Here is a 23442-nt window from a genome sequence, read left to right on the forward strand (position 1 = left end):
ATGACGCAAGACACGCGCCCCACCCTGCTGCTGGTGGATGACGAGCCCGCCAATCTGCAGGTATTGCGCCACATCCTGCAAGACAACTACCGCCTGCTGTTTGCCCGCGATGGCGAAAAGGCACTGCAACTGGCAAGGCTCGAACAGCCGGCGCTGATCCTGCTGGATGTGATGATGCCCGGCATGACCGGGCTGGATGTCTGCCGCCAGCTGAAGGCCGACGCGGCAACCGCGGCGATTCCGGTGATCGTCGTCACCGCGCTCAGCGACAGCAAGGACGAGGCCGAAGGCTTTGCCGCCGGCGCGGTGGATTACATCACCAAGCCGGTCAGCCCGCCCATCGTGCAGGCGCGCGTGCGCACCCATCTGTCACTGGTCAGGGTGGAAGAGCTGCAATCGACGCGCTTGCAGATCATCCAGCGCCTCGGCCGCGCAGCCGAATTCAAGGATAACGAGACCGGCATGCACGTGATCCGCATGAGCCATTTCGCGCGCGAGCTGGCGCTGGCGGCCGGGCTGGATCAGGCTTTTGCCGATGAATTGCTGAATGCCGCACCGATGCACGATATCGGCAAGATCGGCATCCCGGATGCCATCCTGCAAAAGCCGGGCAAGCTGGATGCCGACGAATGGCAGGTGATGCAGACGCACGCCGAAATCGGTGCGCGCATCATCGGTGACGATGCCTCCTCGCTGTTGCAGATGGCACGCGAGATTGCGCGTGCGCATCACGAACGCTGGGATGGCAGCGGCTATCCGGCCGGCCTTGCCGGCGAGCTGATTCCGCTGACGGCGCGCATCGTGGCAATTGCCGATGTGTTTGATGCGCTGACCAGCGTGCGGCCTTACAAGGCGGCGTGGACGCCGGATGACGCCCTCGCCCATATCGCCGCCCAGGCCGGCGCGCATTTCGACCCGCAACTGGTGGCCTGCTTCCTGCCGCTGCGCGAGCGGCTGCTGGCCATCATGCAGCGCTGGTCGGACGCTGACGCCGGCTGATCAGACGCTGACTGCCTCGTTCTCGACCTGGCGGAACAGCACATTGTTTTCCAGATGGATGTGCTGCATCAGGTCTTCACGCAACTGTTCCAGTCCGCTGTACAGCGCGCGCCAGGTATTGCAGGCGTTGTAAGGCGGGGTGATGTCATTGGTCAGTGCGGCCAACTTCTCCAGCGTTTCGCCATGCTGATCGTGCTCGAAACGCATCATGCCGATCGGCGGCAAGGCCATGCGGCCGGCACCGCGCAACAGCATCGGGAACAGCACCTGCTCTTCTTTCATCATGTGGCTGTCCAGCTCGCACAACATGGTGTCCAGCAAGTCGGCCAGACCGTTCGGGCACTCCGGACGGTCGCCATGCACATGCTCGACACGACGTGCGAGGCGGATCAGCTCCGGCAGTTCGACGCGGTGCTTCTCGTGGAAGTGCTTGAGCAGATGGTCAATCAGCTCGGCGGCCGGTGCCGCGCGCCAGTCGCGTTCGCTGGCCGGCTCCTGCAGGGCATCGAGTTCGGCCAGCAGCACGGCGGTATCGACCTTGCGACGGGCAGCCGCTTCGCGCAGCGGCTTGTCGCCACCGCAGCAGAAGTCCAGCTTGTACTGATGAAACACACGGGTTGCGCCTGGCAGGGCACAAGCAATCTCGCCAATCGGGGTATCCAGCAATGTCATGTTCAGCTCCTGGGCTGTGAAGTTCAGTCGCTTTATTGCAAGCGGCGTGCCAGATGCCAAGTCATTGATTACTATGCACTCCGGCATTTTAATGGTTAAAATTACCCTGATCATTTACGGTCAATAAAACCATAAACGGTAAATAACACCATGCTGGAACACCTGCTGCTGGCCGATCTCACCACCGCCGTCCCCGCCGATATCCGCTACCCGCGCCTGGTGAGTGCACTGCGCGAACACTTTGCCTGCGGCGCGGTCGGCCTGCTGCAACTGGGGCCGGACGGCCTGCGGCCGCTGGCAGTCAGCGGCCTGGCGCATGACACGCTGGGGCGTAGCTTCCGCCCCGAGCATCACCCGCGCCTCGCCGCCATCCTCGCCAGCCGTCAGCCGGTGCGCTTTCCGCCCGGCAGCACTCTGCCCGACCCTTACGACGGCCTGCTGGACAGCCATCGCGGCCAACCTTTGCCGGTGCACGACTGCATGGGCATCAGCCTGCATGTTGATGGCCAGCCCTGGGGCGTGCTGACGCTGGATGCGCTGCAACACAGCGTGTTCGATGCCGCCGCCCAAGACCGCCTCGCCAGCCTGTCGCTGCTGATCGAAACCATGGTGCGCGTGGGCGAGCTGGAAAAGCAGCGCGCAGGCATGCCGCGCACGCCAAATGCCGCCGACAATCACGACAGCACGCCGCAGCCGCTGGGCAATAGCCCGCAGCTGCAGCAACTGCTGCAAGAGATCGACACCGTGGCCGAGTCGGATTTGCCGGTGCTGCTGCTGGGCGAAACCGGTGTCGGCAAGGAGCTGTTTGCCCACCGCCTGCATCAGCAATCACGCCGCGCCGCGCGGCCGCTCATCCACGTCAACTGCGCCGCATTGCCCGAGTCGCTGGCCGAGAGCGAACTATTCGGCCATGCGCGTGGTGCGTTTTCCGGTGCCGGCCACGAACGTGCCGGCCGTATCGAAGCCGCTGATGGCGGCACGCTGTTTCTGGATGAGGTCGGCGAATTGCCCTTGAATGTGCAGGCCAAGCTGCTGCGCACCTTGCAGAACGGCGAGATCCAGCGCCTCGGTGCCGACCGGCCGCATCGCGTCGATGTCCGCATCATCGCCGCCACCAACCGCGACCTGCCGCAACGCATCCGCGAAGGGCAGTTCCGTGCCGATCTTTACCACCGTCTGTCAGTGTATCCGCTGCCGATTCCGCCGCTACGCGAGCGCGGCAATGATGTCTTGCTGCTGGCCGGCCATTTTCTGGAACAGAACCGCAGCCGGCTGGGGCTGCGCAATCTGCGGCTGTCTGCCGCTGCCGAGCTGGCGCTGTGCCGCTATCCGTGGCCGGGCAATGTGCGCGAACTCGAACATGTGATCAGCCGTGCTGCGCTGCGTGCCGCCAGCCGCCAGCGCCAGGGCGAAATCCTGACGCTGGAACCGGACGCACTGGCGCTGGAGCCACAAACCCCGCCCGCACTGGCGGCCAACCTTGTCAGCCCGGCAGTCAGCAGCGCAAGTCTGCCGCTGAAAACGGCGACCGACGCCTTTCAGCGCGAGCTGATCCGCCAGCAACTGGCGCTGGATCACGACAACTGGGCGGCGACAGCACGCGCGCTGGGGCTGGATGCCAGCAATCTGCACAAGCTGGCACGGCGGCTGGGGCTGAAAGGCTAGCTCAGGCCCAGTCTTTGGGGCAGCTCACCCCTTTCAGCAGCCGCGCATACTCGCCGCTGCCCTGCAATTGTTTCAGCCCGCGATTGAAATCCTGCTGCAATTTCACGCTGCCGGCCAGCTTGCGCGGCAACAAGAGATGGGTGGTGAAACGGTCGGTCAGCAAGCGCGGGTGGGCTTGCAGCCTGGCCGCATCGGCCCCGGAAAAATGACGCGTCAGCAGGTCGCAGGCGACATTTCGCTCTATCGGCACCACATCCACCCGCCGTGCCAGCAATTTGCGCAGCGCCGACAGGTCATCCGGCGTCTTGTCCCCCTGCAGCAGATCATTGTTCAGCATCTGCCACAGTGCCGGGGTATAGGTGTAATCGGCAATCACCGCCAGCCGGTAAGGCTGCAAATCGGCCAGTGTTTTCCAGTCAAAACGCGTCTCGCGCCGGTGGACGAATACCCATTGTTCGGTCAGCACGTTCTCGCTGTGCAAAAAACGGCTGTTACGCTCGTCGCGATAACCCCAATAGGCCGTCGCCTGCCATTTGCCGGCGGCGGTTTCTTCCAGCGCACGCGTCCACGGCATGAAGTGGTAATGCACGCGGTAACCCGCCAGCGCAAACGCCCGTTGCACCAGCTGTAGCGCAATACCCTTGTCCGGCCGGTGGACACTGGCATAAGGCGGCAGCTCGCCGGTGGCGATGCGCAGCTCGGTACCATGCGCAAAGGGCAGCAACAGCATCAGGTAAAGAAATTTGTACATGTCTGAACCCGGTTAGCATCGAGAAAGAATCATAACGCATTGCCAGCGGTATACAGCAGCCAAGCGGATGTTACTAATCCCGCTACTGGGCATGCCGCCAACAAGCCTTCCGCCTTACATCCGGACAGCGTTACAAGCCATCACTGCAAAATTCTGCCGCCAGCTTGCGTCTGCGCATTTATGCGTCAGTCAAAAGCGGATTAAACTGGGCAGATGATCCGCCTCAGCTGCCTTGCGGTGCAAGGCAGCCGGTGTTCTGCGACATCACGACCCTGTACTCATGCCAGCCGCTGTTGTCCAAAACGGCAGCAAGCGCAGGCACTTACTTATCTGGTCCATCACGCATGAGATTGACAACGCTTTGGCGTCGTTACGAATGGCTGCCGCTCGTATTGTTCAGCACAGCGATAACGCTGGCGATCGGCTTCATTTTTCAGACTGTCGTGCTTTATGACGAGGCACTGAATAATGAAAGAGAACGGAGTGCCATCATTGACAAGGGGCTCACGGTCTCCAGCCAGCTCGAAAGCCAGATCAACTCCATCGTCTTCCTGGCCAACGGTCTGGCCGCGATGATTGCGGCCACGCCCGACATTTCCACGCAAAGTATCAATCTGTCCCTGCAGATTCTGCACCAGTCCAACCCCGGCCTGAAAAATATCGCTGTTGCCCCGCACAACGTCATCCGCTTTGTTTACCCGCTGGAGGGCAACCAGCAGGCTATCGGCCTGGATTACCGCCAGACACCCGCGCAGTGGCCATTGATAGCCCGGTCGATCAAGGAAAAAAGAACCATCGTCGCCGGCCCGATCGTCTTGAAACAGGGTGGGAATGGCTTTGTCAGCCGGACTCCGGTCTTCATGCACGATGGCACACAATGGGGGATGGTCAGCCTGGTACTGGATAGCGATCAATTGCTGCAGCAGGTCGCCGACAAAGCGCAAGGACTTGATCTGGAAATGAGCATCCGCGGCCGCAATGGTGAAGGCGAACGCGGCGAGATCTTTTTTGGCCAGCCCGACTTGTTCCAGCAAAACCCGTATCTGATGAATGTCCGCATACCCGGCGGCTCATGGCAGCTTGCCTTCCGGCCACTGGGCAGCAACCAGACTGATGCGGCCAACTCGCGGATGCACTGGCAAATCATTGCCGGCTGGGTGGTCGCCTGTCTGGTCGGTCTGCTGTCGTTTCTGTTTTTGCGCAGCCAGCAAACCATCAAATCCGATGGCAAGAAGTTTCGGTCTATTCTCGAGTCGACCAAAGACGCGATCATCATTTCCGATGATCGCGGCATGATCGAAACCATCAACCGCTCTGCCGCCGACATGTTCGGCTATGCAATGGACGAGCTGCGCGGGCAGAGTCTGAATATCCTGATGCAGGCTGAAGACGCAGCCCAGCACGACAGCCATCTGCATGATCACACCAGCACGGTGCCGATCCGCATGGCCAGCAATCGCGAGATCACCGGCCTGCGCAAGGACGGCAGCACCTTCCCGCTCGAGGTCAATGTCAGCTCGTTCACCATCGCCGGCCGCAAGCGCTTTTCCGGCATCATGCGCGACATTTCCGAGCGGATGAAAACGCAGGCGCGGCTGCTGGAAATGGCGAATACCGACTATCTGACCAAGACCCTGAATCGCCGTGCTTTCATGGAAATACTCGAGCAGCAATCGCAACTGGCGCAATCGCAAGAATCCGCGTTGAGCATGCTGCTGCTGGACATCGATCATTTCAAATCAGTGAATGACAATTACGGCCACGACAGCGGCGATGTGGTGCTCATCGAGCTGGCCAGGCGGATCAGCTCGCAGCTGCGGCCAACGGACACACTGGGCCGTCTTGGCGGCGAGGAGTTTGCCATCCTGCTGCCGGAAACCGGTGTCGATGCCGCACTGCAGACCGCGCAAGAACTGGTCCGCACCATTGCGGCCCAGCCGATTCCCCTGCGCAGCCATCAGGCTATCCATGTCACCGTCAGCATAGGTGTGGCCGCTCTTGGCCAACATTGCAAGAACAGCCAGGAACTGCTGATTGACGCCGATCAGCTGCTCTACCAAGCCAAGAGAAGCGGGCGCAACCAGGCGATCGCCGCCAGTCGTAAACCAGCCGCACACTGATTAATCTGCCAGGCTCCGCTTGCCCGATTCAAGACAGCAGTTCGCCATCCTGCCGCCCGACAACGCCCCCCCCCTTGCGGTGCGAGGCATGAGGAAACACCAGCACCATCAGCCATCGCCGCCGAGGCAAATGCTGGCTATTGCTCGCCCAATTCAAATGATTCGATAAACTGGCCCTACAATGACATCAAGCTGACCACACGCCAACAATCATGATCCAGACCACGCCAAGCAGCAGCGAACAACATCTGCGCAATGCGCTGATGTTCATGCCCACCCCGATAGGTGTCACCAACTCGGCGGGGGAAATCATCCTGTTCAACGAAGCCTTTTCGACAACTTTCGGCTATACCGTTGACGATATGATCGATGCCGACGGCTGGTTCCGCCTTGCCTACCCGGACCCGGACTACCGCGCCGGCTCGCTGGTCAGCTGGAATGCCGACGTCGCCGCTGCCGCCCGCGCCGGCATTGCTACCCCACCGCGCGAATACCGAATCCATACCAAAAATGGTGAAGACAAGGACGTGCTGATCAGCACCCGTCTGGTCGAAGACCTGTTTGTCTCCACCTTTGAAGACATCACCCTCAGCAAGCGCAACGAAGCCGAGCTGGCGCAATACCGAACACACCTCGAACAACTGGTCGCCAGCCGCACGCAAGAACTGGCCAACAAAAACAACGAGCTCGAAACCGCCCTGCAGCAACTGCGACAGGCGCAAGACCAGCTGGTACAGGAATCCAAACTATCCAGCCTCGGTGCGCTGGTCGCCGGCATCGCCCACGAGCTGAATACCCCGATAGGCACCGCCCGCATGGCATCCACCACGCTGGCCGAGCTCAGCCTGAATTTCGGCCAGAAACTCGCCAGCCCCACCGGCATCCGTAAATCCGAACTGAACGACTATCTGGGCCAAGTCGGTGAAAGTGTCGAGCTGATAGAACGCAATATCGTGCGTGCGGCCAACCTCATCCAGTCATTCAAACAGGTTGCCGTCGACCGCAGCAGCTCGCAACGCCGCCGCTTCAACCTGCAACAGGTGGCCGACGAAGTAGTGCTGACCCTGCAGCCGATGCTGAAACCGACACCTTACCGGCTGGAAACCCGCATCGACCCCGCCATCCACATCGACGGCTACCCCGGCCCGCTCGGCCAGGTGCTGGTCAACCTGATAGAAAACGCGCTCAAACACGGACTGGCCGAACGTTCACATGGCCACATCCTGATTACCGCACAGCAGCAGGGCGAAGCGGTCTTGCTGACTGTCAGCGATGACGGCAGCGGCATCCACCCCGACCACCTCCCCCGCGTGTTCGACCCCTTCTTCACCACCCGCCTCGGCCAAGGCGGCAGCGGCCTCGGCCTCAATATCGTGTTCAACATCGTCAACGGCCTATTGGGCGGCAATATCAGCGCCGACAGCTCGCCCGGCGAAGGCGCCCGCTTCAGCCTCACCCTGCCGCTGCACGCCCCGCCGGCCAAGCCCTGAAAAGCCGCAAGGTTGGCCGCAATAACTTGCGGCCAACCTTGGTGTGATGTCTATGAGTCAGTTTGGGTATCCAGCCCACGCCAAGATCACAAATCATGACAACGATCTTGATATCATCACCATTTTCGCCATTTGAGTTTGATCATGCCCGACGCCGCAGATAATCTTTTCCGGCAAGCCCTGCTGCTGAATCAAGACAACGCATCACTTGAAGATAAACAGCAAGCCGCCGCGCTGTACCAGCAAGCTGCTGATCTTGGAGACCCGTTGGCTGCTCGTTACTTGGCTTTGATGTACTACGATGGTGAACTCGGTGAGCCTGATAAACAAAAAGCTGCTCTGTGCTACCGACAAGCAGCTGATCTTGGAGATCCAGAAGCCGCCTTCATCCTCGCCTTGATGTACAGAGCTGGTGAGCTTGGCGAACCGGACATGCAAAAGGCCGCCGCGCTGTACCAACAAGCTGCCGACCTTGGCAATGACCGCGCCGCATTCAACCTCGCCATGATGCACAGCAACGGTGAGCTTGGCGAACCGGACAAACAAAAGATTGCCGCCATGTACCAACAAGCGGCCGACCTTGGCAATGCTGGCGCGATGAACAACCTCGCCGTGATGTACGACAACGGCGAGCTTGGCGAACCGGACAAGCAAAAGGCTGCCGGGCTATACCAACAAGCTGCCGACCTTGGCCTTGCTGACGCAATGACCAACCTCGCCCTGATGTATGACAACGGTGAGCTTGGCGAACCGGACAAGCCAAAGGCTGCAGCCTTGTACCAGCAGGCTGCCGACCTTGGCCATGCTAGCGCCGCATTCAACCTCGCCCTGATGCTCAGAAAAGGGGAGCTTGGCGAACCGGACATGCAAAAGGCCGCCGTGCTGTACCAGCAAGCTGCCGTCCTTGGCCATGCCCCCGCCGCATTCAACCTCGCCCAGATGTACAGAAAAGGTGAGTTTGGCGAACCCGACACAAATTCAGCAAATCAATGGTTTGAAAAATCCCATCAGCTTGGTAGCCCCGACGCTCATCTCTATCTTCCCAATTCGGGCATTACTACGCTCATCAGCAAAATCAGCACGCCGGCTCTCGGAAACAAACTAGAAAAGGAGCTAGGTGACTTGAGGAGCGTTTTCCTTGGCATCCGCAGTACGCATTTGCTTGGTGACGCTACCCAACTCTCCCACTTCACAGGCTGGAAGGCACTGGAAAGCATGCTGCCGGTCAACGCTTCCGGAGAGGTAACAAGACAGCGAAACGTCTTGCGGCAATATCATGTCGACTACATGAATGACCCCAAAGAGGGTCACCGACTACTGGATTTCAAATCCACAAAAAGAAAAGCGAGTAGAGTCAGCAAACTGCTGAAAACCCTGTTCGACAAGGAATATCACGACTACCAACGCCATTGCCCGAGTAATCATGCATTACTGCCCTCGGTCTTTATCTGCTCGCTGACGCTGGATAGTGATCGTCTCGATCTGTGGCGGGCTTACGGCAATGATGGCGATGGCTATTGCCTGACTTTCGATTTTGACGGCAGCCAACAAATACGCTCCAGAGCAGTCATCTTTCATCGTGGAAATCAGGACGTTTTCTACGTGGTCGACAGTGCAGATGCAAATGAAATCCCGAAGCAGCCGAAGTCCACGGGCGAACAAGCACCCAATATCGCCCCGCCCGTGCTGTACAGGATTCGCTATACCGATAAGGACATCATCGCAACCCTTGAGGCGTTGTACGATCCGCTTATGGCACTAGAAAAGCTGAAGCCAAAGCTGGAAAGCGATGAGCAGCGTGAAGAACTGGATGGATGTATCGCCAGCATGCTGCTCGAATTGCTTTATTTGTATAAAGACGAGCAATACAGCAATGAGCGGGAGGTACGAGCGGTACGCATGCTGCCATTAAACGACGCCCGTATTCGCAGCGATGAACGCACACCCGGCCGCTTGTATATCGAAACCAATCCTTTTTTGTTTACCACCAACAGCCACATTACCGTTGGCCCGAAAGTACCCGGCAAAGACCAGTTAGCCGCGCTCTGGAATCTGCGCTGGCGGCTGACCAAGCACGGTTTTGGCGAAACCAGCAAAGTCGTGACATCAAAAGTGGCTTATCGCTGACCCGCCACCCAAAACAAAACCCGCTTGCGCGGGTTTTGTTTCTTGCTGCTTGCGGCCAACCTTTATTCGACCGTGACCGATTTGGCCAAATTCCTCGGTTTGTCCACATCGGTGCCGCGCGCCAGCGCGACGTGGTAGGCCAGCATCTGCACCGGAATCGCATGCACGATGGGGCTAAGGATGCCGACGTGGCGCGGGGTGCGGATCACGTGCACGCCGTCGGAATCGACAAAATGGCTGTCGGCATCGGCAAACACGAACAGCTCGCCGCCGCGCGCGCGCACTTCCTGCATATTGGCTTTGACTTTCTCCAGCAGGGTGTCGTTGGGGGCAATCACCACCACCGGCATTTTCTCGTCCACCAGCGCCAGCGGGCCGTGTTTGAGTTCGCCGGCCGGATAGGCTTCGGCGTGAATGTAGGAGATTTCCTTGAGCTTCAACGCGCCTTCGAGGGCGATCGGGTAATGCAGGCCACGGCCGAGGAAGAGTGCGTCATCGCGGCTGGCGAATTCGCCACTCCAGGCCTTGATTTGCGGCTCGAGGTTCAGCGCGTGTTGCACAGAGCCTGGCAGATGACGCAGTTCGTCGAGGTATTGTGTTTCCTGCTCTGCCGTGACGCGGCCGCGTACCTTGCCCAAAGTCACCGCCAACGCAAACAGGCTGACCAGCTGGGTGGTGAAGGCCTTGGTGGAAGCAACGCCGATTTCGGCACCGGCGCGGGTGTAGAACACGAGGTCGGACGCACGCGGAATCGCCGATTCGCGCACATTGCAGATCGACAGCGCGTGCTGGTGGCCGAGGCTGCGGGCGTATTTCAGCGCTTCCATGGTGTCCAGCGTTTCACCGGATTGCGAGATGGTGACCACCAGATGTTGCGGGTCGGCAAAGGCAGCGCGGTAGCGGTATTCGCTGGCGATTTCGACATCGCAGACGATGCCGGCGATGCTTTCGATCCAGTATTTGGCGGTGAGGCCGGCGTAATAGCTGGTGCCGCAGGCGAGGATTTTCACGCCGGTAAGCAGGGGCAAAACGTTGGCCGCAGCCGCGCCAAACAGCTCGGGCACAAAGCCGTCATCCAGCACCACTTCGATGGTGTCGGACAGCGCCTTCGGCTGTTCGTGGATTTCCTTCTGCATGAAATGACTGTACGGGCCCAGCTCAAGAGAGGCCAGCGACACGTCGGAGACATGAATCTTGCGCTCGACCGGCTGGCCATCCTTGTCTTGCAGGCTCAGGCTGTCGCGGGTCAGGCGGCCGATATCGCCTTCTTCGAGGAAGATCACGCGGCGGGTGGCCGACAGAATCGCCGACACGTCGGAGGCGATGAAATGCTCGCCCTCACCAAGGCCCACCAGCAGCGGGCAGCCCATGCGGGCGCAGATCAGTTCGTCGGGGCGATCCAGCGCGATCACGCCGATGGCGTAGGCACCGGTCAGCTCGCGGGTGGCGCGTTGCACCGCACGCAGCAGGTCTTGTTCCGCCAGATAGTACTGATGCACGAGGTGGGAGATCACCTCGGTGTCGGTCTGCGATTCAAACGCATATCCGGCGGCCTTCAGTGCCTCGCGCTTTTCTTCGTGGTTTTCGATGATGCCGTTGTGTACCACGGCAATCAGCCCGCCGGAGATGTGCGGGTGGGCATTGTACTCGGTGACGCCGCCGTGGGTCGCCCAGCGGGTGTGGCCGATGCCAAGCTGGCCGCTGACCTGCCCTGCACACGCGGCGTTTTCCATTTCGGCCACGCGGCCAACACGGCGCACGCGGCTGATTTCGCTGCCGACATGCACGGCGATGCCGGAGGAGTCATAACCGCGGTATTCCAGCCGCTTCAGGCCGTCTACCAGTACCGGAACGATATCGCGCGAAGCAATCGCGCCAACAATGCCACACATTCATTTTCTCCTTGGCGTTTCGCCTGCGACGGCGCAGATCACCTGCACGCCGCGCGCGGCAATCTGGGTACGGGCCGCATCGCTGAGGCCGTCGTCGGTAATCAGGGTGTGAATCTGCTGCCACGGCAGCTCGAGATTCGGAATCTTGCGGCCAACCTTGTCGGATTCGGCCATGACGATCACTTCGCGCGCCGATTCGGCCATCACCCGCGACAGGCCGACCAGCTCGTGAAAAGTGGTGGTGCCGCGTTCGAGGTCGATGCCGTCGGCACCGACAAACAGCTGGTCAAAATCATAGGAGCGCAGCACCTGCTCGGCCACCTGGCCCTGGAAGGACTCGGAGTGCGGGTCCCAGGTGCCGCCGGTCATCAGCAGTGTCGGTTCGTTTTCCAGCTCGCGCAGCGCCGCGGCGACATTCAGCGAGTTGGTCATCACCACCAGACCCTTTTTCTGCACCAGCAGCGGAATCACCGCGCAGGTGGTGCTGCCACTGTCGATGATGATGCGGTTGTGGTCGCGGATGCGCTCGGCGGCGGCGCGGGCGATCGCCATCTTTCGTTGCGAAACTTTTTCGGCATCGGCGGCGACGATCTCGGCCGGCAAGGCTACCGCGCCACCATAACGCCGTAGCAACAGGCCGCTAGTTTCCAGCAGTGCCAGGTCTTTGCGGATGGTCACTTCAGAAGTTTCAAAGCGCCGCGTCAGGTCATCCACACTGACTTCGCCATGCTCCTGCACCAGGGCAACAATGGCATGACGACGCTGTTGGGTGTTTCGCTTCATTCGTTTAAGTTTCGTTTCGAAAGTTTTTGCAATATAACAGGCAGGCGCGCTGCCAGCAAGCCAGCGACAGCGTCAGGCAAGAAAAAACCGCCCGGTCGACTGACAGGGCGGTTCGGGCAGAGGCAAGCAGCGTTGGCTCAGCTCTTTTTCAGCGGACGCTGCCAGCCGGGGATGACCAGCTGTTTGGCGCGCGCCACGGTCAGCTGCTCGGCCGGTGCGGTCTTGGTAATGACCGAGCCGGCACCGATAGTAGCGCCCTGCTCCAGTGTGACCGGCGCTACCATCAGCGTGCCGGAACCGACAAACACATTGTCGCCGATCACGGTCTTGAACTTGTTGACGCCATCGTAGTTGCAGGTCACCGAGCCGGCACCGACATTGACCTTGCTGCCGATCTGCGCGTCGCCGATATAAGTAAGGTGATTGACCTTGGAACCTTCGCCGACGGTCGCCTTCTTGATTTCTACAAAGTTGCCGACGTGCACGTGTGCGGCCAACTCGGCACCGGGGCGCAGGCGCGCATATGGGCCGATGCGGCAATCTTCGCCCACTACGGCGTCTTCGAGATGCGAGAACGGTGCAATCTTGCTGCCGGCGGCGATCTTGACGTTCTTCAGCACGCAATAGGCACCGAGCTGCACGCCATCACCGAGTTCGACTTCGCCTTCGAACACGCAGCCGACATCAATGCTTACATCCTGACCATGCTTGAGCTGGCCGCGAATGTCGATGCGTGCCGGGTCAGCCAGGGTAACACCGGCAGTCAGCAAGGCGCGCGCCTGATTGAGTTGCAGCTGACGTTCGAGTTCGGCCAGTTGCAGCTTGTTGTTGACACCGGCGGCCTCCCAATTGGCCGCAACGGTTACGCCAGGCACTGCAAGGCCGTCGCGTACCGCCAGTTCGATCACGTCGGTCAGATAGTATTCGCCCTGGGCATTGCCGTTTTTCAGCTCGTGCAGCCAGCCTTCCAGCTTGTCATTCGGCAGCACCATCATGCCGGTATTGATTTCGCGGATGGCTTTCTGCTCGGCCGAGCAATCCTTGTCTTCGACAATCGCCACGATCTCGCCGCCATCATTACGCACGATGCGGCCATAACCGCTGGCATCGGCCAGAATGTCGGTGAGCAGGCTGATATTGTGGTTGGCAGCGGCCAGCAGCTTTTCGAGGGTGGCCAGCGTGGTCAGTGGTACGTCACCGTACAGCACCAGGGTGCGGCCAAGCTTGGGCAGGTGTGGCAGTGCCATCTTCAGCGCATGGCCGGTGCCCAGCTGTTCGGCCTGCAGGGCCCATTCGATATCTTCATCCTTGATGATGCTGCGTACCTGCTCGCCGCCATGGCCATAGACCACCACCAGCTTTTGCGGGGACAACTGGCGGGCTGTAGCAATCACGCGGGCCAGCATCGGCTGGCCGCCGATAGGGTGCAGGACTTTGGGCAGGGCGGAATACATGCGCTTGCCCTTGCCGGCAGCAAGGATGACGATACTCAGGGCTTCCATTTGGTATCCATAAAAAAAGGTCAACAAGTGACCTGAAATAAGAAAAGGCTGCCACCGAGGTGACAGCCTTCACTATACAGCAAATGCTGACGCGACTTAATGCACGCGCTTGCGCAGGTATTCCAGCGCCTTCAGCTGGGCAATGGCCGAAGCCAGAGCCGCCTGGGCTTTTGCCGTATCCTGGTCACTAGCCGCATGCTTGAGGGCATCTTCTGCGGTACGCTTGGCATCTGCCGCACGCGCCTCATCGAGATCCTCGCCACGAACTGCCGTGTCGGCCAGGACAGTGATGTGGGTAGGCTGTACTTCCAGCAGACCGCCGGATACAGCCACCAACACCTCTTCCTTGGAACCCGGAACTGTCAGACGCAACAGACCGGGTTTGATACGGGTCAGCAGCGGCACATGTCGCGGGTAAATACCGATTTCGCCTTCCAGCGCCGGTGCCACCAGAAACTCGGCCTCACCAGAGAAGATCTGCTGCTCGGTACTAACCACTTCCACATGCATCTTGGCCATGAGCCGTCTCCTCGATTACAGGGTCTTGGCTTTTTCCGCAGCTTCGTCGATGCCGCCAACCATGTAGAACGCTTGTTCTGGCAGGTGGTCGTATTCGCCGCTGATAATTGCCTTGAAGCCCTTGATCGTTTCCTTCAGCGGAACGTACTTGCCCGGGGAGCCGGTAAATACTTCAGCTACGTGGAACGGCTGGGACAGGAAACGCTGGATCTTACGCGCACGGTATACGGTCAGCTTGTCTTCTTCAGACAGTTCGTCCATACCCAGAATCGCGATAATGTCACGCAGTTCCTTGTACTTCTGCAGGGTAGTCTGTACACCACGGGCAACGGAGTAATGCTCGTCGCCTACCACCAGCGGATCCAGCTGACGGGAAGTGGAGTCCAGCGGGTCAACCGCCGGGTAGATACCCAGAGACGCGATGTCACGGGACAGTACCACGGTCGCATCCAAGTGGGCGAAGGTGGTTGCCGGGGACGGGTCGGTCAAGTCATCCGCAGGTACGTATACGGCCTGGATGGAGGTAATGGAACCATCCTTGGTCGAAGTAATACGTTCTTGCAGACGGCCCATTTCTTCGGCCAGGGTCGGCTGGTAACCTACTGCGGAAGGCATACGGCCCAGCAGTGCGGATACTTCAGTACCGGCCAGGGTGTAACGGTAGATGTTATCCACGAAGAACAGAACGTCACGGCCTTTGCCGCTGGCATCCTTCTCGTCACGGAAATGCTCGGCCATGGACAGACCGGTCAGCGCTACGCGCAGACGGTTGCCTGGTGGCTCGTTCATCTGGCCGTAAACCATGGCTACCTTGTCCAGAACGTTCGACTCTTTCATCTCGTGATAGAAGTCGTTACCTTCACGGGTACGCTCACCAACACCTGCGAATACGGACAGACCGGAGTGTGCCTTCGCGATGTTGTTGATCAGTTCCATCATGTTTACGGTTTTGCCTACACCGGCACCACCGAACAGACCAACCTTACCACCCTTGGCGAACGGGCACAGCAGGTCAATAACCTTGATGCCTGTTTCCAGCAGTTCGGTTGCGGAAGACAGCTCGTCGAACTTCGGTGCCGGCTGGTGAATGGCACGAACTTGTTCGGAAGCTACCGGGCCGGCTTCATCAACCGGGTTGCCCAGTACGTCCATGATACGACCCAGAGTGGCGGCACCCACCGGAACCGAAATCGGTGCACCGGTGTTGTTTACTGCCATGCCACGCTTCAGGCCGTCAGAGCTACCCATAGCAATGGTACGGACCACGCCGTCGCCCAGCTGCTGCTGGACTTCAAGCGTCAGGTCAACGTCCACCAGCTTCAGGGCATCATAAACCTTTGGCATGGCGTCGCGCGGGAATTCCACGTCAACGACCGGGCCAATGATTTGTACGATTTTGCCTTGGCTCATTATCGGTTTCCTAACTCAATAAACTTTTACAGTCTGTGACGGTTATACCGCTGCGGCGCCGGCCACGATTTCCGACAGCTCTTTGGTAATCGCTGCCTGACGTGACTTGTTGTACACAAGGCGCAGTTGCTTGATCGCATTACCGGCGTTGTCCGTTGCGGCCTTCATGGCCACCATACGGGCTGCCTGCTCGGATGCCATGTTTTCGGCTACAGCCTGGTACACGACAGACTCGAGGTAACGCTTGACCAGGAACTCCATCACGTCAACGGCAGACGGCTCGTACACGTAATCCCACGAATGGGCGTGTTCGACAACCATGCGCTCGTCGCTCAATGGCAGCAACTGTTCCAGCACCGGCTCCTGCTTCATGGTGTTCACAAAGCTGGAGTACACGAGATAAACCGCATCCAGTTCGCCTTCAGCGTACTGCTGCAACAGAACTGTAAGCGGGCCAATCAGTTTATCCATCTTGGGCACATCGCCCAGCTGGACTGCGCTAGCCACAACGTTCAGTTTGGCGCGCTGGCAGGCTGCAAGACCTTTCTGGCCGAGGGCGCAGACGCTGACGTCCACACCACCCTGCTGCAGCTCGTTAACCTTGGCGTACAGGCGCTTGATCACGTTGGCGTTCAAACCACCGCAAAGGCCCTTGTCCGAGGTAATAACGATAATGCCGGCACGCTTGATTTCGTTGCGACGGGCAAGCAGTGGGTGCTCCAGATCCGTATTGGCCGAAGCCAGGTGCGCCATGACAGCACGCACCTTTTCGGCGTAAGGACGGGCAGCGCGCATACGCTCTTGCGTTTTGCGCATCTTGGAGGTCGACACCATTTGCATAGCGCGGGTGATCTTCTGCGTGTTTTGCACGCTTCGGATCTTGGTGAGAATCTCTTTACCGACTGCCATATCCTGAACCTTTCTTTAACGCGTCGTTATCCGAAAGTTCGGGATTAGAAGCTGTAGCCAGCCTTGAACGATGCAATCGCCGAGGCCAGTACTTTTTCATTGTCGGCAGACAGGTCACCGGATGCATCGGTAGCGGTCAGCACGTCAGCGTGATTAGCGCGAACATAAGCCAGGAACGCCGCTTCGAAAGCCAGAGCCTTCTTAACCGGTACATCTTCGTAGTAACCCTTGTTCACCGCCCACAGCGTCAGTGCCATTTCGGCAGTCGACAGGGTGGAGAACTGCTTCTGCTTCATCAGTTCGGTAACCACTTCACCGTGCTGCAGCTGCTTGCGGGTAGCCTCGTCCAGATCGGAAGCAAACTGCGAGAACGCAGCCAGTTCGCGGTACTGGGCCAGAGCCAGACGAATACCGCCGCCCAGCTTCTTGATTACCTTGGTCTGCGCTGCACCACCTACGCGGGATACCGAAATACCTGCGTTGATCGCTGGACGGATACCTGCGTTGAACAGGTCGGTCTCCAGGAAGATCTGGCCGTCGGTAATCGAAATCACGTTGGTCGGTACGAAGGCGGATACGTCACCAGCCTGGGTTTCAATGATAGGCAGAGCGGTCAGGGAACCGGTCTTGCCTTTCACGGCGCCAGCAGTCAGCTTTTCCACTTCATCCGCGTTGATGCGGGAAGCACGTTCCAGCAGACGGGAGTGCAGGTAGAATACGTCGCCCGGGTAAGCTTCGCGGCCCGGAGGACGACGCAGCAGCAGGGAGATCTGACGGTAAGCAACAGCCTGCTTGGACAGGTCGTCGTATACGATCAGGGCATCTTCACCGATATCACGGAAGAATTCGCCCATTGCGCAACCGGAGTACGGCGCGATGAACTGCAGGGCAGCCGCTTCGGAAGCAGTCGCAGCAACAACAATGGTGTGACCCATTGCGCCGTGCTCTTCCAGCTTGCGTACCACGTTGGCGATGGAGGACGCTTTCTGACCTACGGCTACGTAGATACAAATAACGCCAGTGCCCTTCTGGTTCACGATTGCATCGAGTGCAACAGCGGTCTTACCAGTCTGGCGGTCGCCAATGATCAATTCACGCTGGCCGCGGCCAACCGGAACCATGGAGTCGATGGACTTCAGGCCGGTCTGCATTGGCTGCGATACGGATTGACGGGCAATAACGCCCGGAGCAATCTTTTCGATCGGGGAAGTTGCGGACGCGTTGATCGGGCCTTTGCCATCGATCGGCTGACCCAGCGCGTTTACCACGCGGCCAACCAGCTCACGACCTACCGGCACTTCCAGAATACGGCCGGTACACTTGACTTCCTGACCTTCGGAGATGTGCTCGTACTCGCCCAGGATCACGGCACCTACGGAGTCACGCTCCAGGTTCATGGCCAGGCCGAAGGTGTTGCCCGCGAACTCGAGCATTTCACCCTGCATGACGTCTGTCAGGCCATGGATACGAACGATACCGTCGGTTACGGAGATCACGGTACCTTTGGTACGGGTCTCAACACCTTCGGACAGGTTCTGAATCTTGGCCTTGATCAGGTCACTGATTTCAGAGGGGTTCAACTGCATGATCTCTCCTAATTCTTGAGGCTAGCTGCCATTGCTTGCAGTTTGCCGCTCACGGACGCATCGATGACATCATCGCCAATCAGAATGCGTACACCACCAATCAGCTCGGCTGCTTCGCGCACTTCAATACGTACGGTTTTGCCGTATTTCTTGGCAAGCGCGGCGGCCAGATCGGCTTGCTGGGCTTCGGTTACCGGGTAGGCAGACTCGACGATTGCTTCGAGTGCGCCTTCGGCCTGGGCCTTGAGCTGTTCAAACTGGGCTGCAATTTCAGGTAACAGTGTCAGACGACGGTTTTCGATCAGGGCATCAAGGAACGCCTTAACGTCCTTGTCGCCACGCTCAGCCAACACGTCCAACAACAGCGCCTCAACCTCTTGCGCGGTATGCTTCGGGTTGGTGACCACCTGGGCCACGTCCGGGTTTGTCACCATGGCAGCCAGCCACGCGAGCGCTTCCGACCATTTGGTCAGGGTTTGCTGCTCGGCGGCCAGGCTGTATACCGCTTGGGCATAGGGCCTTGCTACGGTAATGAGTTCTGCCATGTGCTTTTAAATCTCCGCTTTGATGGAGGCCAGCAGGTCAGCATGCTTGGCAGCGTCGACTTCCTTGCGCAGAATTTTCTCGGCGCCCTGAACGGCCAGAGCGGCTACCTGCTCGCGCAGGGCCTCCTTGGCACGCAGAACTTCCTGATCAATCTGCGACTTGGCATCGGCTACCAGCTTGGCACCTTCGGTGCGTGCTGCATCCTTGGCTTCTTCAACGATCTGGCTGGCGCGCTTTTCAGCGGCCAGAACCAGTTCGGTAGCCTGCTGCTTGGCTTGGCGCAGTTCATCGGCAACACGCTTCTCAGCGGCTTCCAGATCCTGCTTGCCACGCTCGGCAGCGGCCAGACCGTCGGCGATGCGCTTGGCGCGCTCGTCCATCATATTGGTAAGCGGAGGCCAAACAAACTTCATGGTGAACCAAACCAGGATCGCAAAGCTGATCATCTGGCCCACTAGTGTGAAGTTAAATTCCACGTTTGGTTTCCTCCAGTGGTGTTACAACAACCGTTTACGCTTGAAATTAGGCGCCCAGAGCGGCCTTGGCAGCGGACAGGAACGGGTTGTTGAAGGTGTACAGCATGGCAACACCCACACCGATCATGGAGATGGCGTCCAGCAGACCAGCGATAATGAACAGCTTGGTTTGCAGAACCGGGATCAGCTCAGGCTGGCGAGCGGAGGACTCCAGGAACTTGCCACCCAGGATGGCAAAGCCCAGAGCGGTGCCGATAGCGCCGAGGCCGATGATGATGGCTGCTGCCAGAGCGGTCATGGACTGGATCTGAGAAACGAGAGCTTCCATTTAAATCTCCTAAAGGGTAATGCAGGATGGTTTGAAAAAAGGTACTAAGAAAACTGTTAATGCTTTTCGGTAGCCAGGCTCAGGTACACGATGGTCAGCATCATGAACACGAAGGCCTGCAGGGTAATCACCAGAATGTGGAAGATTGCCCAAGGTGCGCCCAGCATCCACTGCACGCCCCATGGCAGCAGTGCGATCAGGATGAAGATCAGCTCGCCGGAATACATGTTACCGAACAGACGCAGAGACAGAGAGATAGGCTTGGCGGCCAGTTCTACCATCTGCAGTGCGAAGTTGGCCGGAGCCAGCAGGATAGTGCCGATCGGGCCATTGGCATGGAACGGAGCGGTGAACAGTTCCTTGATCCAGCCGCCCAGACCTTTGGCAGCGATGGAGTAACCGATGATGCACACCAGTACCGACAACGACAGGCCGAAAGTCACGTTCACGTCAGCAGACGGAACGACACGGAAGTAAACATGAGCCGGGTCAGCACCAAAGAAGGTGTGGCCAACCCACTGGGCCAGCATAGGCAGCAGATCTACCGGCAGCAGGTCCATGAAGTTCATCAGGAAGATCCAGCAGAAGATGGTCAGCGACAGCGGCGCGATCACCTTGCTCTTGGCATGAAAAATCTCTTTAACCTGTGTATCGACCATCTCGACGATGGATTCGACAAACATCTGCAGACGGCCAGGATTTTCCAGCTTGGCATTGCGCGCCACCATGGCGAACAGGCCGGCAAAAATAAAGCCCAGCAGAATGGAAATGGACAGACTGTCCACATGGACCCCACCGGCATTCCAGTGGGACAGGTGATGCTGAATATATTCAGTTGCGTTGCTTGCCATCGTTTAGTCTCAATTTTTGGTCAGAAGCCCGAACCAGTACGCTGACGTGGCCGCGATAAAGCCGCCAAACAAGCCAGGTACCGACAAATCCTTGAAAAATACCAGCACACCACCAAATAACAGCAGTGTCGCAATAAACTTTGCCGCGGCAGCCCGATAATGCGCATTCATGATCATCTCGGGCGAATCACGCCGGATCTTGCCGGCGATGCGGATGTACAGCAGGGCTGGCAAAATCGCACACAAGCCGCCCAACAAGACAGATATGGCCACACCGAGTTGCATCCCTGCAGCAAAATAGCCGATCAGCATTGAAATTACTGTCAATCGCCACTGGATGCGTATTACACGCTGCGCGTCTGGGTTAGTCATATCTGAATCGAAAAATCGAGCGATTATAGGCTTGGCGTGACGAAAGCGTCAACTTCGCTGCAGTGCAATGAAGCAGCTCAGTCACTTGATTTTGCTTGCAGTTTTTGCAGCAAACCATCCAGCTCGTCGAGACTATTGTATTCAATCAGCAAGCGACCACTTCCCTTGCTGCCGCTCTTCAGACTCACACTCATGCCCAGCCTGTCTGACAAGACCGTTAACAAACGTTGCACATCCGGGTCCTGCCTTGACTCGGCCTTCCGGCCAACGTTGGCCACAGGCTGTTTTTGCTGTTGCGCACGTGCTTCAACATCGCGCACGGTCAGGCCCTGACTGACAATCTCGCGCGCCGTTTCCAGCTGTTCGAGCACCGGCAAGGCCAGCAAGGCACGGGCGTGCCCCATGTCCAGATCGCCCTTGTGCAACATTTCCTGCACCGGCGCAGGTAGAGACAATAGACGCAACAGATTGCTGACCGCACTGCGCGAACGGCCAACAGCCTGCGCCGCAGCTTCGTGCGTCAGACCGAATTCTTCGATCAGACGTTGCAAGCCACGCGCCTGCTCGATCGGATCCAGCGCCTGACGCTGGATATTCTCGATCAGCCCCATCGCGAGGGCGGCTTCGTCGCCAACACTGCGAATCACCACCGGAATCTCGGCAAGGCCTGCCATCTTGCTGGCACGCCAGCGACGCTCGCCGGCAATCAGCTCGTAATCACCAAAACCGAGTTCGCGCACCACCACTGGCTGAATCACGCCCTGGGCGCGAATCGAATCCGCCAGTGCGGCCAACTCTTCGGCATCCATATGATTGCGTGGCTGATATTTGCCGGGGCGGATGCTATCCAGCGGCAAGGTCGTCAGCTGGTCTGCGCTCGTTTCGACGGTGGATAGCAAGGCATCCAGTCCCCGCCCCAGTCCTTTGAGTTTGGCCATAGTCAGTGTGTTGCAGTTTCGGTTTGTGGTTCCAGACGACGGATCAGCTCCGCGGCCAGATTCAGATAAGCTTGCGAGCCGCGGGCATTGCGGTCGTAGATGATGCCGGGCAGGCCGTGACTCGGCGCTTCCGCCAGGCGGATATTGCGCGGGATAACGGTTTCGAACACCTTGTCGCCAAAATGGCGCGCCAGCTGTTCGGACACCTGCTGCGACAGATTGCTGCGCGCATCAAACATGGTGCGCAACAAGCCCATGATTTCGATCTTGGGATTCACCGCCAGACGCACCTTGCGCAGGGTGTTCACCAGATCGGTCAGACCTTCCAGCGCGTAGTATTCGCACACCATCGGAATCAGCACGCCCTGCGCGGCCACCAGGCCGTTCAGCGTCAGCAGGTTCAGCGATGGCGGGCAATCGAGCAGGATGTAATCGTAGTTGGCCGCAAGCACTTCCAGCGCATTGCGCAGACGTGCCTCGCGCGCCAGCTCCTGCATCAGCTCGACTTCAGCAGCCGACAGGTCGCGATTGGCCGGCAGCACATCAAAACCGCCCTCTTTCGCCTGCTGCACTGCCTCGGCCGGCTCGCACTCGGCCAGCAAGACGTGATACAGCGAAGCCTTGAGCTTGCTCTTGTCGATGCCGCAACCCATGGTGGCATTGCCTTGCGGGTCCAGATCGACAATCAGCACACGCCTGCCCTGCTCTACCAGGCAGGCGGCCAGATTGACCACCGTCGTCGTCTTGCCGACGCCGCCTTTCTGGTTGGCGATCGCGATGATGCGGGCTGTCATTTGGCGACCACACGCACCAGATGACGCTCGGCATCCAGCCCCGGCACCGTCAGCGGCAAGACTTCGGCAACGGTGAAGTCAGCCGGCAGCTGGGCGATTTCTTCGTAAGGGTAAACCCCCTTCATCGCCACGAACTGGCCGCCATCGGCCAGCAGATGACGCGACAGCTTGACGAATTCGGCCAGCTCGGAGAAAGCGCGGCTGGTGATGCGGTCGAATTTCTGCTCCGGCTGGTAAGCCTCGACGCGATCGGTAATCACCTGCACATTCGGCAGCTTGAGCTCGATTACCGCCTGGCGCAGGAAAGTGGTTTTCTTGTGATTGGCATCCAGTACCACCACTTGCAGATCCGGGCGCGCAATCGCCGCCGGGATGCCGGGCATGCCGCCACCGGAACCGACGTCGAGCAGACGCGTGCCGCCAGCCAGATGCGGCACCAGCGTCAGGCTGTCCAGCAGGTGATAGCTGACCATGCGCTCGGACTCGCGGATCGCGGTCAGGTTATACGTCTGGTTCCACTTGCCGAGCAGGCCCAGATAGCCTACCAGCAGGTCAAGTTGGGCTTCATCCAGAGCCAGACCGATGCTGTCCAGCCCACGCGAAATTTCGGCACGATGCGTCATGATGATGGGTACGGCGAATGAATGGGAATGCGGCGATTGTAACGGTTATCGACAAGAATTGCGCCCTGTTCGCCATGAACAGGACGCAG

At 59.0% G+C, this 23442-nt stretch carries 22 protein-coding genes; 5 read left to right on the top strand and 17 right to left on the bottom strand.

From position 1 onward, the window contains the following. Positions 1-999, top strand: coding sequence for a response regulator (locus ACZ9W6_RS02975; protein WP_465189593.1), 999 nt, complete (start codon positions 1-3; stop codon positions 997-999). On the opposite strand, the gene ytfE is transcribed toward ACZ9W6_RS02975, so the two are convergent. Further along, positions 1000-1671, bottom strand: a complete 672-nt coding sequence (gene ytfE, locus ACZ9W6_RS02980) for an iron-sulfur cluster repair protein YtfE (protein WP_465189594.1) — start codon at positions 1669-1671, stop codon at positions 1000-1002. Between the two features lie 150 nt (positions 1672-1821). Here ytfE and norR point away from each other — a divergent pair, with 150 nt between their 5' ends. After that, positions 1822-3336: a nitric oxide reductase transcriptional regulator NorR gene (gene norR, locus ACZ9W6_RS02985; RefSeq protein ID WP_465189595.1), complete on the top strand. Its 1515-nt coding sequence runs from the start codon at positions 1822-1824 to the stop codon at positions 3334-3336. A gap of 1 nt (position 3337) precedes the next feature. Here the strand turns inward: norR and ACZ9W6_RS02990 are convergent, their stop codons facing one another. Beyond that, a complete protein-coding gene (locus tag ACZ9W6_RS02990; RefSeq protein ID WP_465189596.1) occupies positions 3338-4087 on the bottom strand; it encodes a substrate-binding periplasmic protein in 750 nt (249 codons plus the stop codon). A gap of 344 nt (positions 4088-4431) precedes the next feature. Here ACZ9W6_RS02990 and ACZ9W6_RS02995 point away from each other — a divergent pair, with 344 nt between their 5' ends. From ACZ9W6_RS02995 to ACZ9W6_RS03005, 3 genes are all read left to right on the top strand, one after another. Beyond that, positions 4432-6207: a diguanylate cyclase gene (locus ACZ9W6_RS02995; protein ID WP_465189597.1), complete on the top strand. Its 1776-nt coding sequence runs from the start codon at positions 4432-4434 to the stop codon at positions 6205-6207. Between the two features lie 212 nt (positions 6208-6419). Then, complete coding sequence (locus tag ACZ9W6_RS03000) at positions 6420-7697, top strand: PAS domain-containing sensor histidine kinase (protein ID WP_465189598.1); 1278 nt, start codon at positions 6420-6422, stop codon at positions 7695-7697. 144 nt (positions 7698-7841) lie between these two features. Then, positions 7842-9824: a DUF2971 domain-containing protein gene (locus ACZ9W6_RS03005; protein WP_465189599.1), complete on the top strand. Its 1983-nt coding sequence runs from the start codon at positions 7842-7844 to the stop codon at positions 9822-9824. Between the two features lie 62 nt (positions 9825-9886). Here ACZ9W6_RS03005 and glmS read toward each other — a convergent pair whose 3' ends face one another. The 15 genes from glmS to rsmG form a co-directional block, all read right to left on the bottom strand. Further along, on the bottom strand, positions 9887-11716 hold the full coding sequence (gene glmS / locus ACZ9W6_RS03010) for a glutamine--fructose-6-phosphate transaminase (isomerizing) (protein ID WP_465189600.1): 1830 nt from the start codon (positions 11714-11716) through the stop codon (positions 9887-9889). Then, the gene (locus ACZ9W6_RS03015; protein WP_465189601.1) at positions 11717-12499 is read right to left on the bottom strand and encodes a DeoR/GlpR family DNA-binding transcription regulator; all 783 of its coding nucleotides are present in this window, start codon (positions 12497-12499) and stop codon (positions 11717-11719) included. 137 nt (positions 12500-12636) lie between these two features. Further along, entirely contained in the window at positions 12637-14001 is a 1365-nt protein-coding gene (gene glmU, locus ACZ9W6_RS03020) for a bifunctional UDP-N-acetylglucosamine diphosphorylase/glucosamine-1-phosphate N-acetyltransferase GlmU (protein ID WP_465189602.1), read from the bottom strand. A 96-nt stretch (positions 14002-14097) separates the two neighbouring features. Further along, positions 14098-14520, bottom strand: coding sequence for a F0F1 ATP synthase subunit epsilon (locus ACZ9W6_RS03025; RefSeq protein WP_465189603.1), 423 nt, complete (start codon positions 14518-14520; stop codon positions 14098-14100). A 15-nt stretch (positions 14521-14535) separates the two neighbouring features. Further along, positions 14536-15930, bottom strand: coding sequence for a F0F1 ATP synthase subunit beta (atpD, locus tag ACZ9W6_RS03030; RefSeq protein WP_465189604.1), 1395 nt, complete (start codon positions 15928-15930; stop codon positions 14536-14538). A gap of 42 nt (positions 15931-15972) precedes the next feature. Then, positions 15973-16839: a F0F1 ATP synthase subunit gamma gene (gene atpG / locus ACZ9W6_RS03035; protein WP_465189605.1), complete on the bottom strand. Its 867-nt coding sequence runs from the start codon at positions 16837-16839 to the stop codon at positions 15973-15975. Positions 16840-16883: 44 nt separating this feature from the next. Further along, positions 16884-18425 carry a F0F1 ATP synthase subunit alpha gene (atpA, locus tag ACZ9W6_RS03040; RefSeq protein ID WP_465189606.1) on the bottom strand — a complete coding sequence of 514 codons (1542 nt, stop codon included), beginning with the start codon at positions 18423-18425 and terminating at the stop codon, positions 16884-16886. An 8-nt stretch (positions 18426-18433) separates the two neighbouring features. Continuing rightward, the gene (locus ACZ9W6_RS03045; RefSeq protein WP_465189607.1) at positions 18434-18970 is read right to left on the bottom strand and encodes a F0F1 ATP synthase subunit delta; all 537 of its coding nucleotides are present in this window, start codon (positions 18968-18970) and stop codon (positions 18434-18436) included. A gap of 6 nt (positions 18971-18976) precedes the next feature. Continuing rightward, on the bottom strand, positions 18977-19447 hold the full coding sequence (locus ACZ9W6_RS03050; protein WP_465189608.1) for a F0F1 ATP synthase subunit B: 471 nt from the start codon (positions 19445-19447) through the stop codon (positions 18977-18979). Positions 19448-19493: 46 nt separating this feature from the next. Continuing rightward, positions 19494-19775, bottom strand: a complete 282-nt coding sequence (gene atpE / locus ACZ9W6_RS03055; protein WP_465189609.1) for a F0F1 ATP synthase subunit C — start codon at positions 19773-19775, stop codon at positions 19494-19496. A 56-nt stretch (positions 19776-19831) separates the two neighbouring features. After that, entirely contained in the window at positions 19832-20626 is a 795-nt protein-coding gene (atpB, locus tag ACZ9W6_RS03060) for a F0F1 ATP synthase subunit A (RefSeq protein ID WP_465189610.1), read from the bottom strand. 9 nt (positions 20627-20635) lie between these two features. Further along, positions 20636-20998: an ATP synthase subunit I gene (locus tag ACZ9W6_RS03065; protein ID WP_465189611.1), complete on the bottom strand. Its 363-nt coding sequence runs from the start codon at positions 20996-20998 to the stop codon at positions 20636-20638. Between the two features lie 77 nt (positions 20999-21075). Beyond that, positions 21076-21936 (bottom strand): ParB/RepB/Spo0J family partition protein, encoded by an 861-nt coding sequence (locus ACZ9W6_RS03070; RefSeq protein ID WP_465189612.1) that lies wholly within the window; start codon positions 21934-21936, stop codon positions 21076-21078. 2 nt (positions 21937-21938) lie between these two features. Further along, on the bottom strand, positions 21939-22730 hold the full coding sequence (locus ACZ9W6_RS03075) for a ParA family protein (RefSeq protein ID WP_465189613.1): 792 nt from the start codon (positions 22728-22730) through the stop codon (positions 21939-21941). Next, on the bottom strand, positions 22727-23353 hold the full coding sequence (gene rsmG / locus ACZ9W6_RS03080) for a 16S rRNA (guanine(527)-N(7))-methyltransferase RsmG (RefSeq protein ID WP_465189614.1): 627 nt from the start codon (positions 23351-23353) through the stop codon (positions 22727-22729). The genes ACZ9W6_RS03075 and rsmG overlap by 4 nt, the downstream gene beginning before the upstream one ends. Positions 23354-23442 lie beyond the last annotated feature (89 nt).

The organism is Vogesella lacus (genome assembly GCF_979366295.1).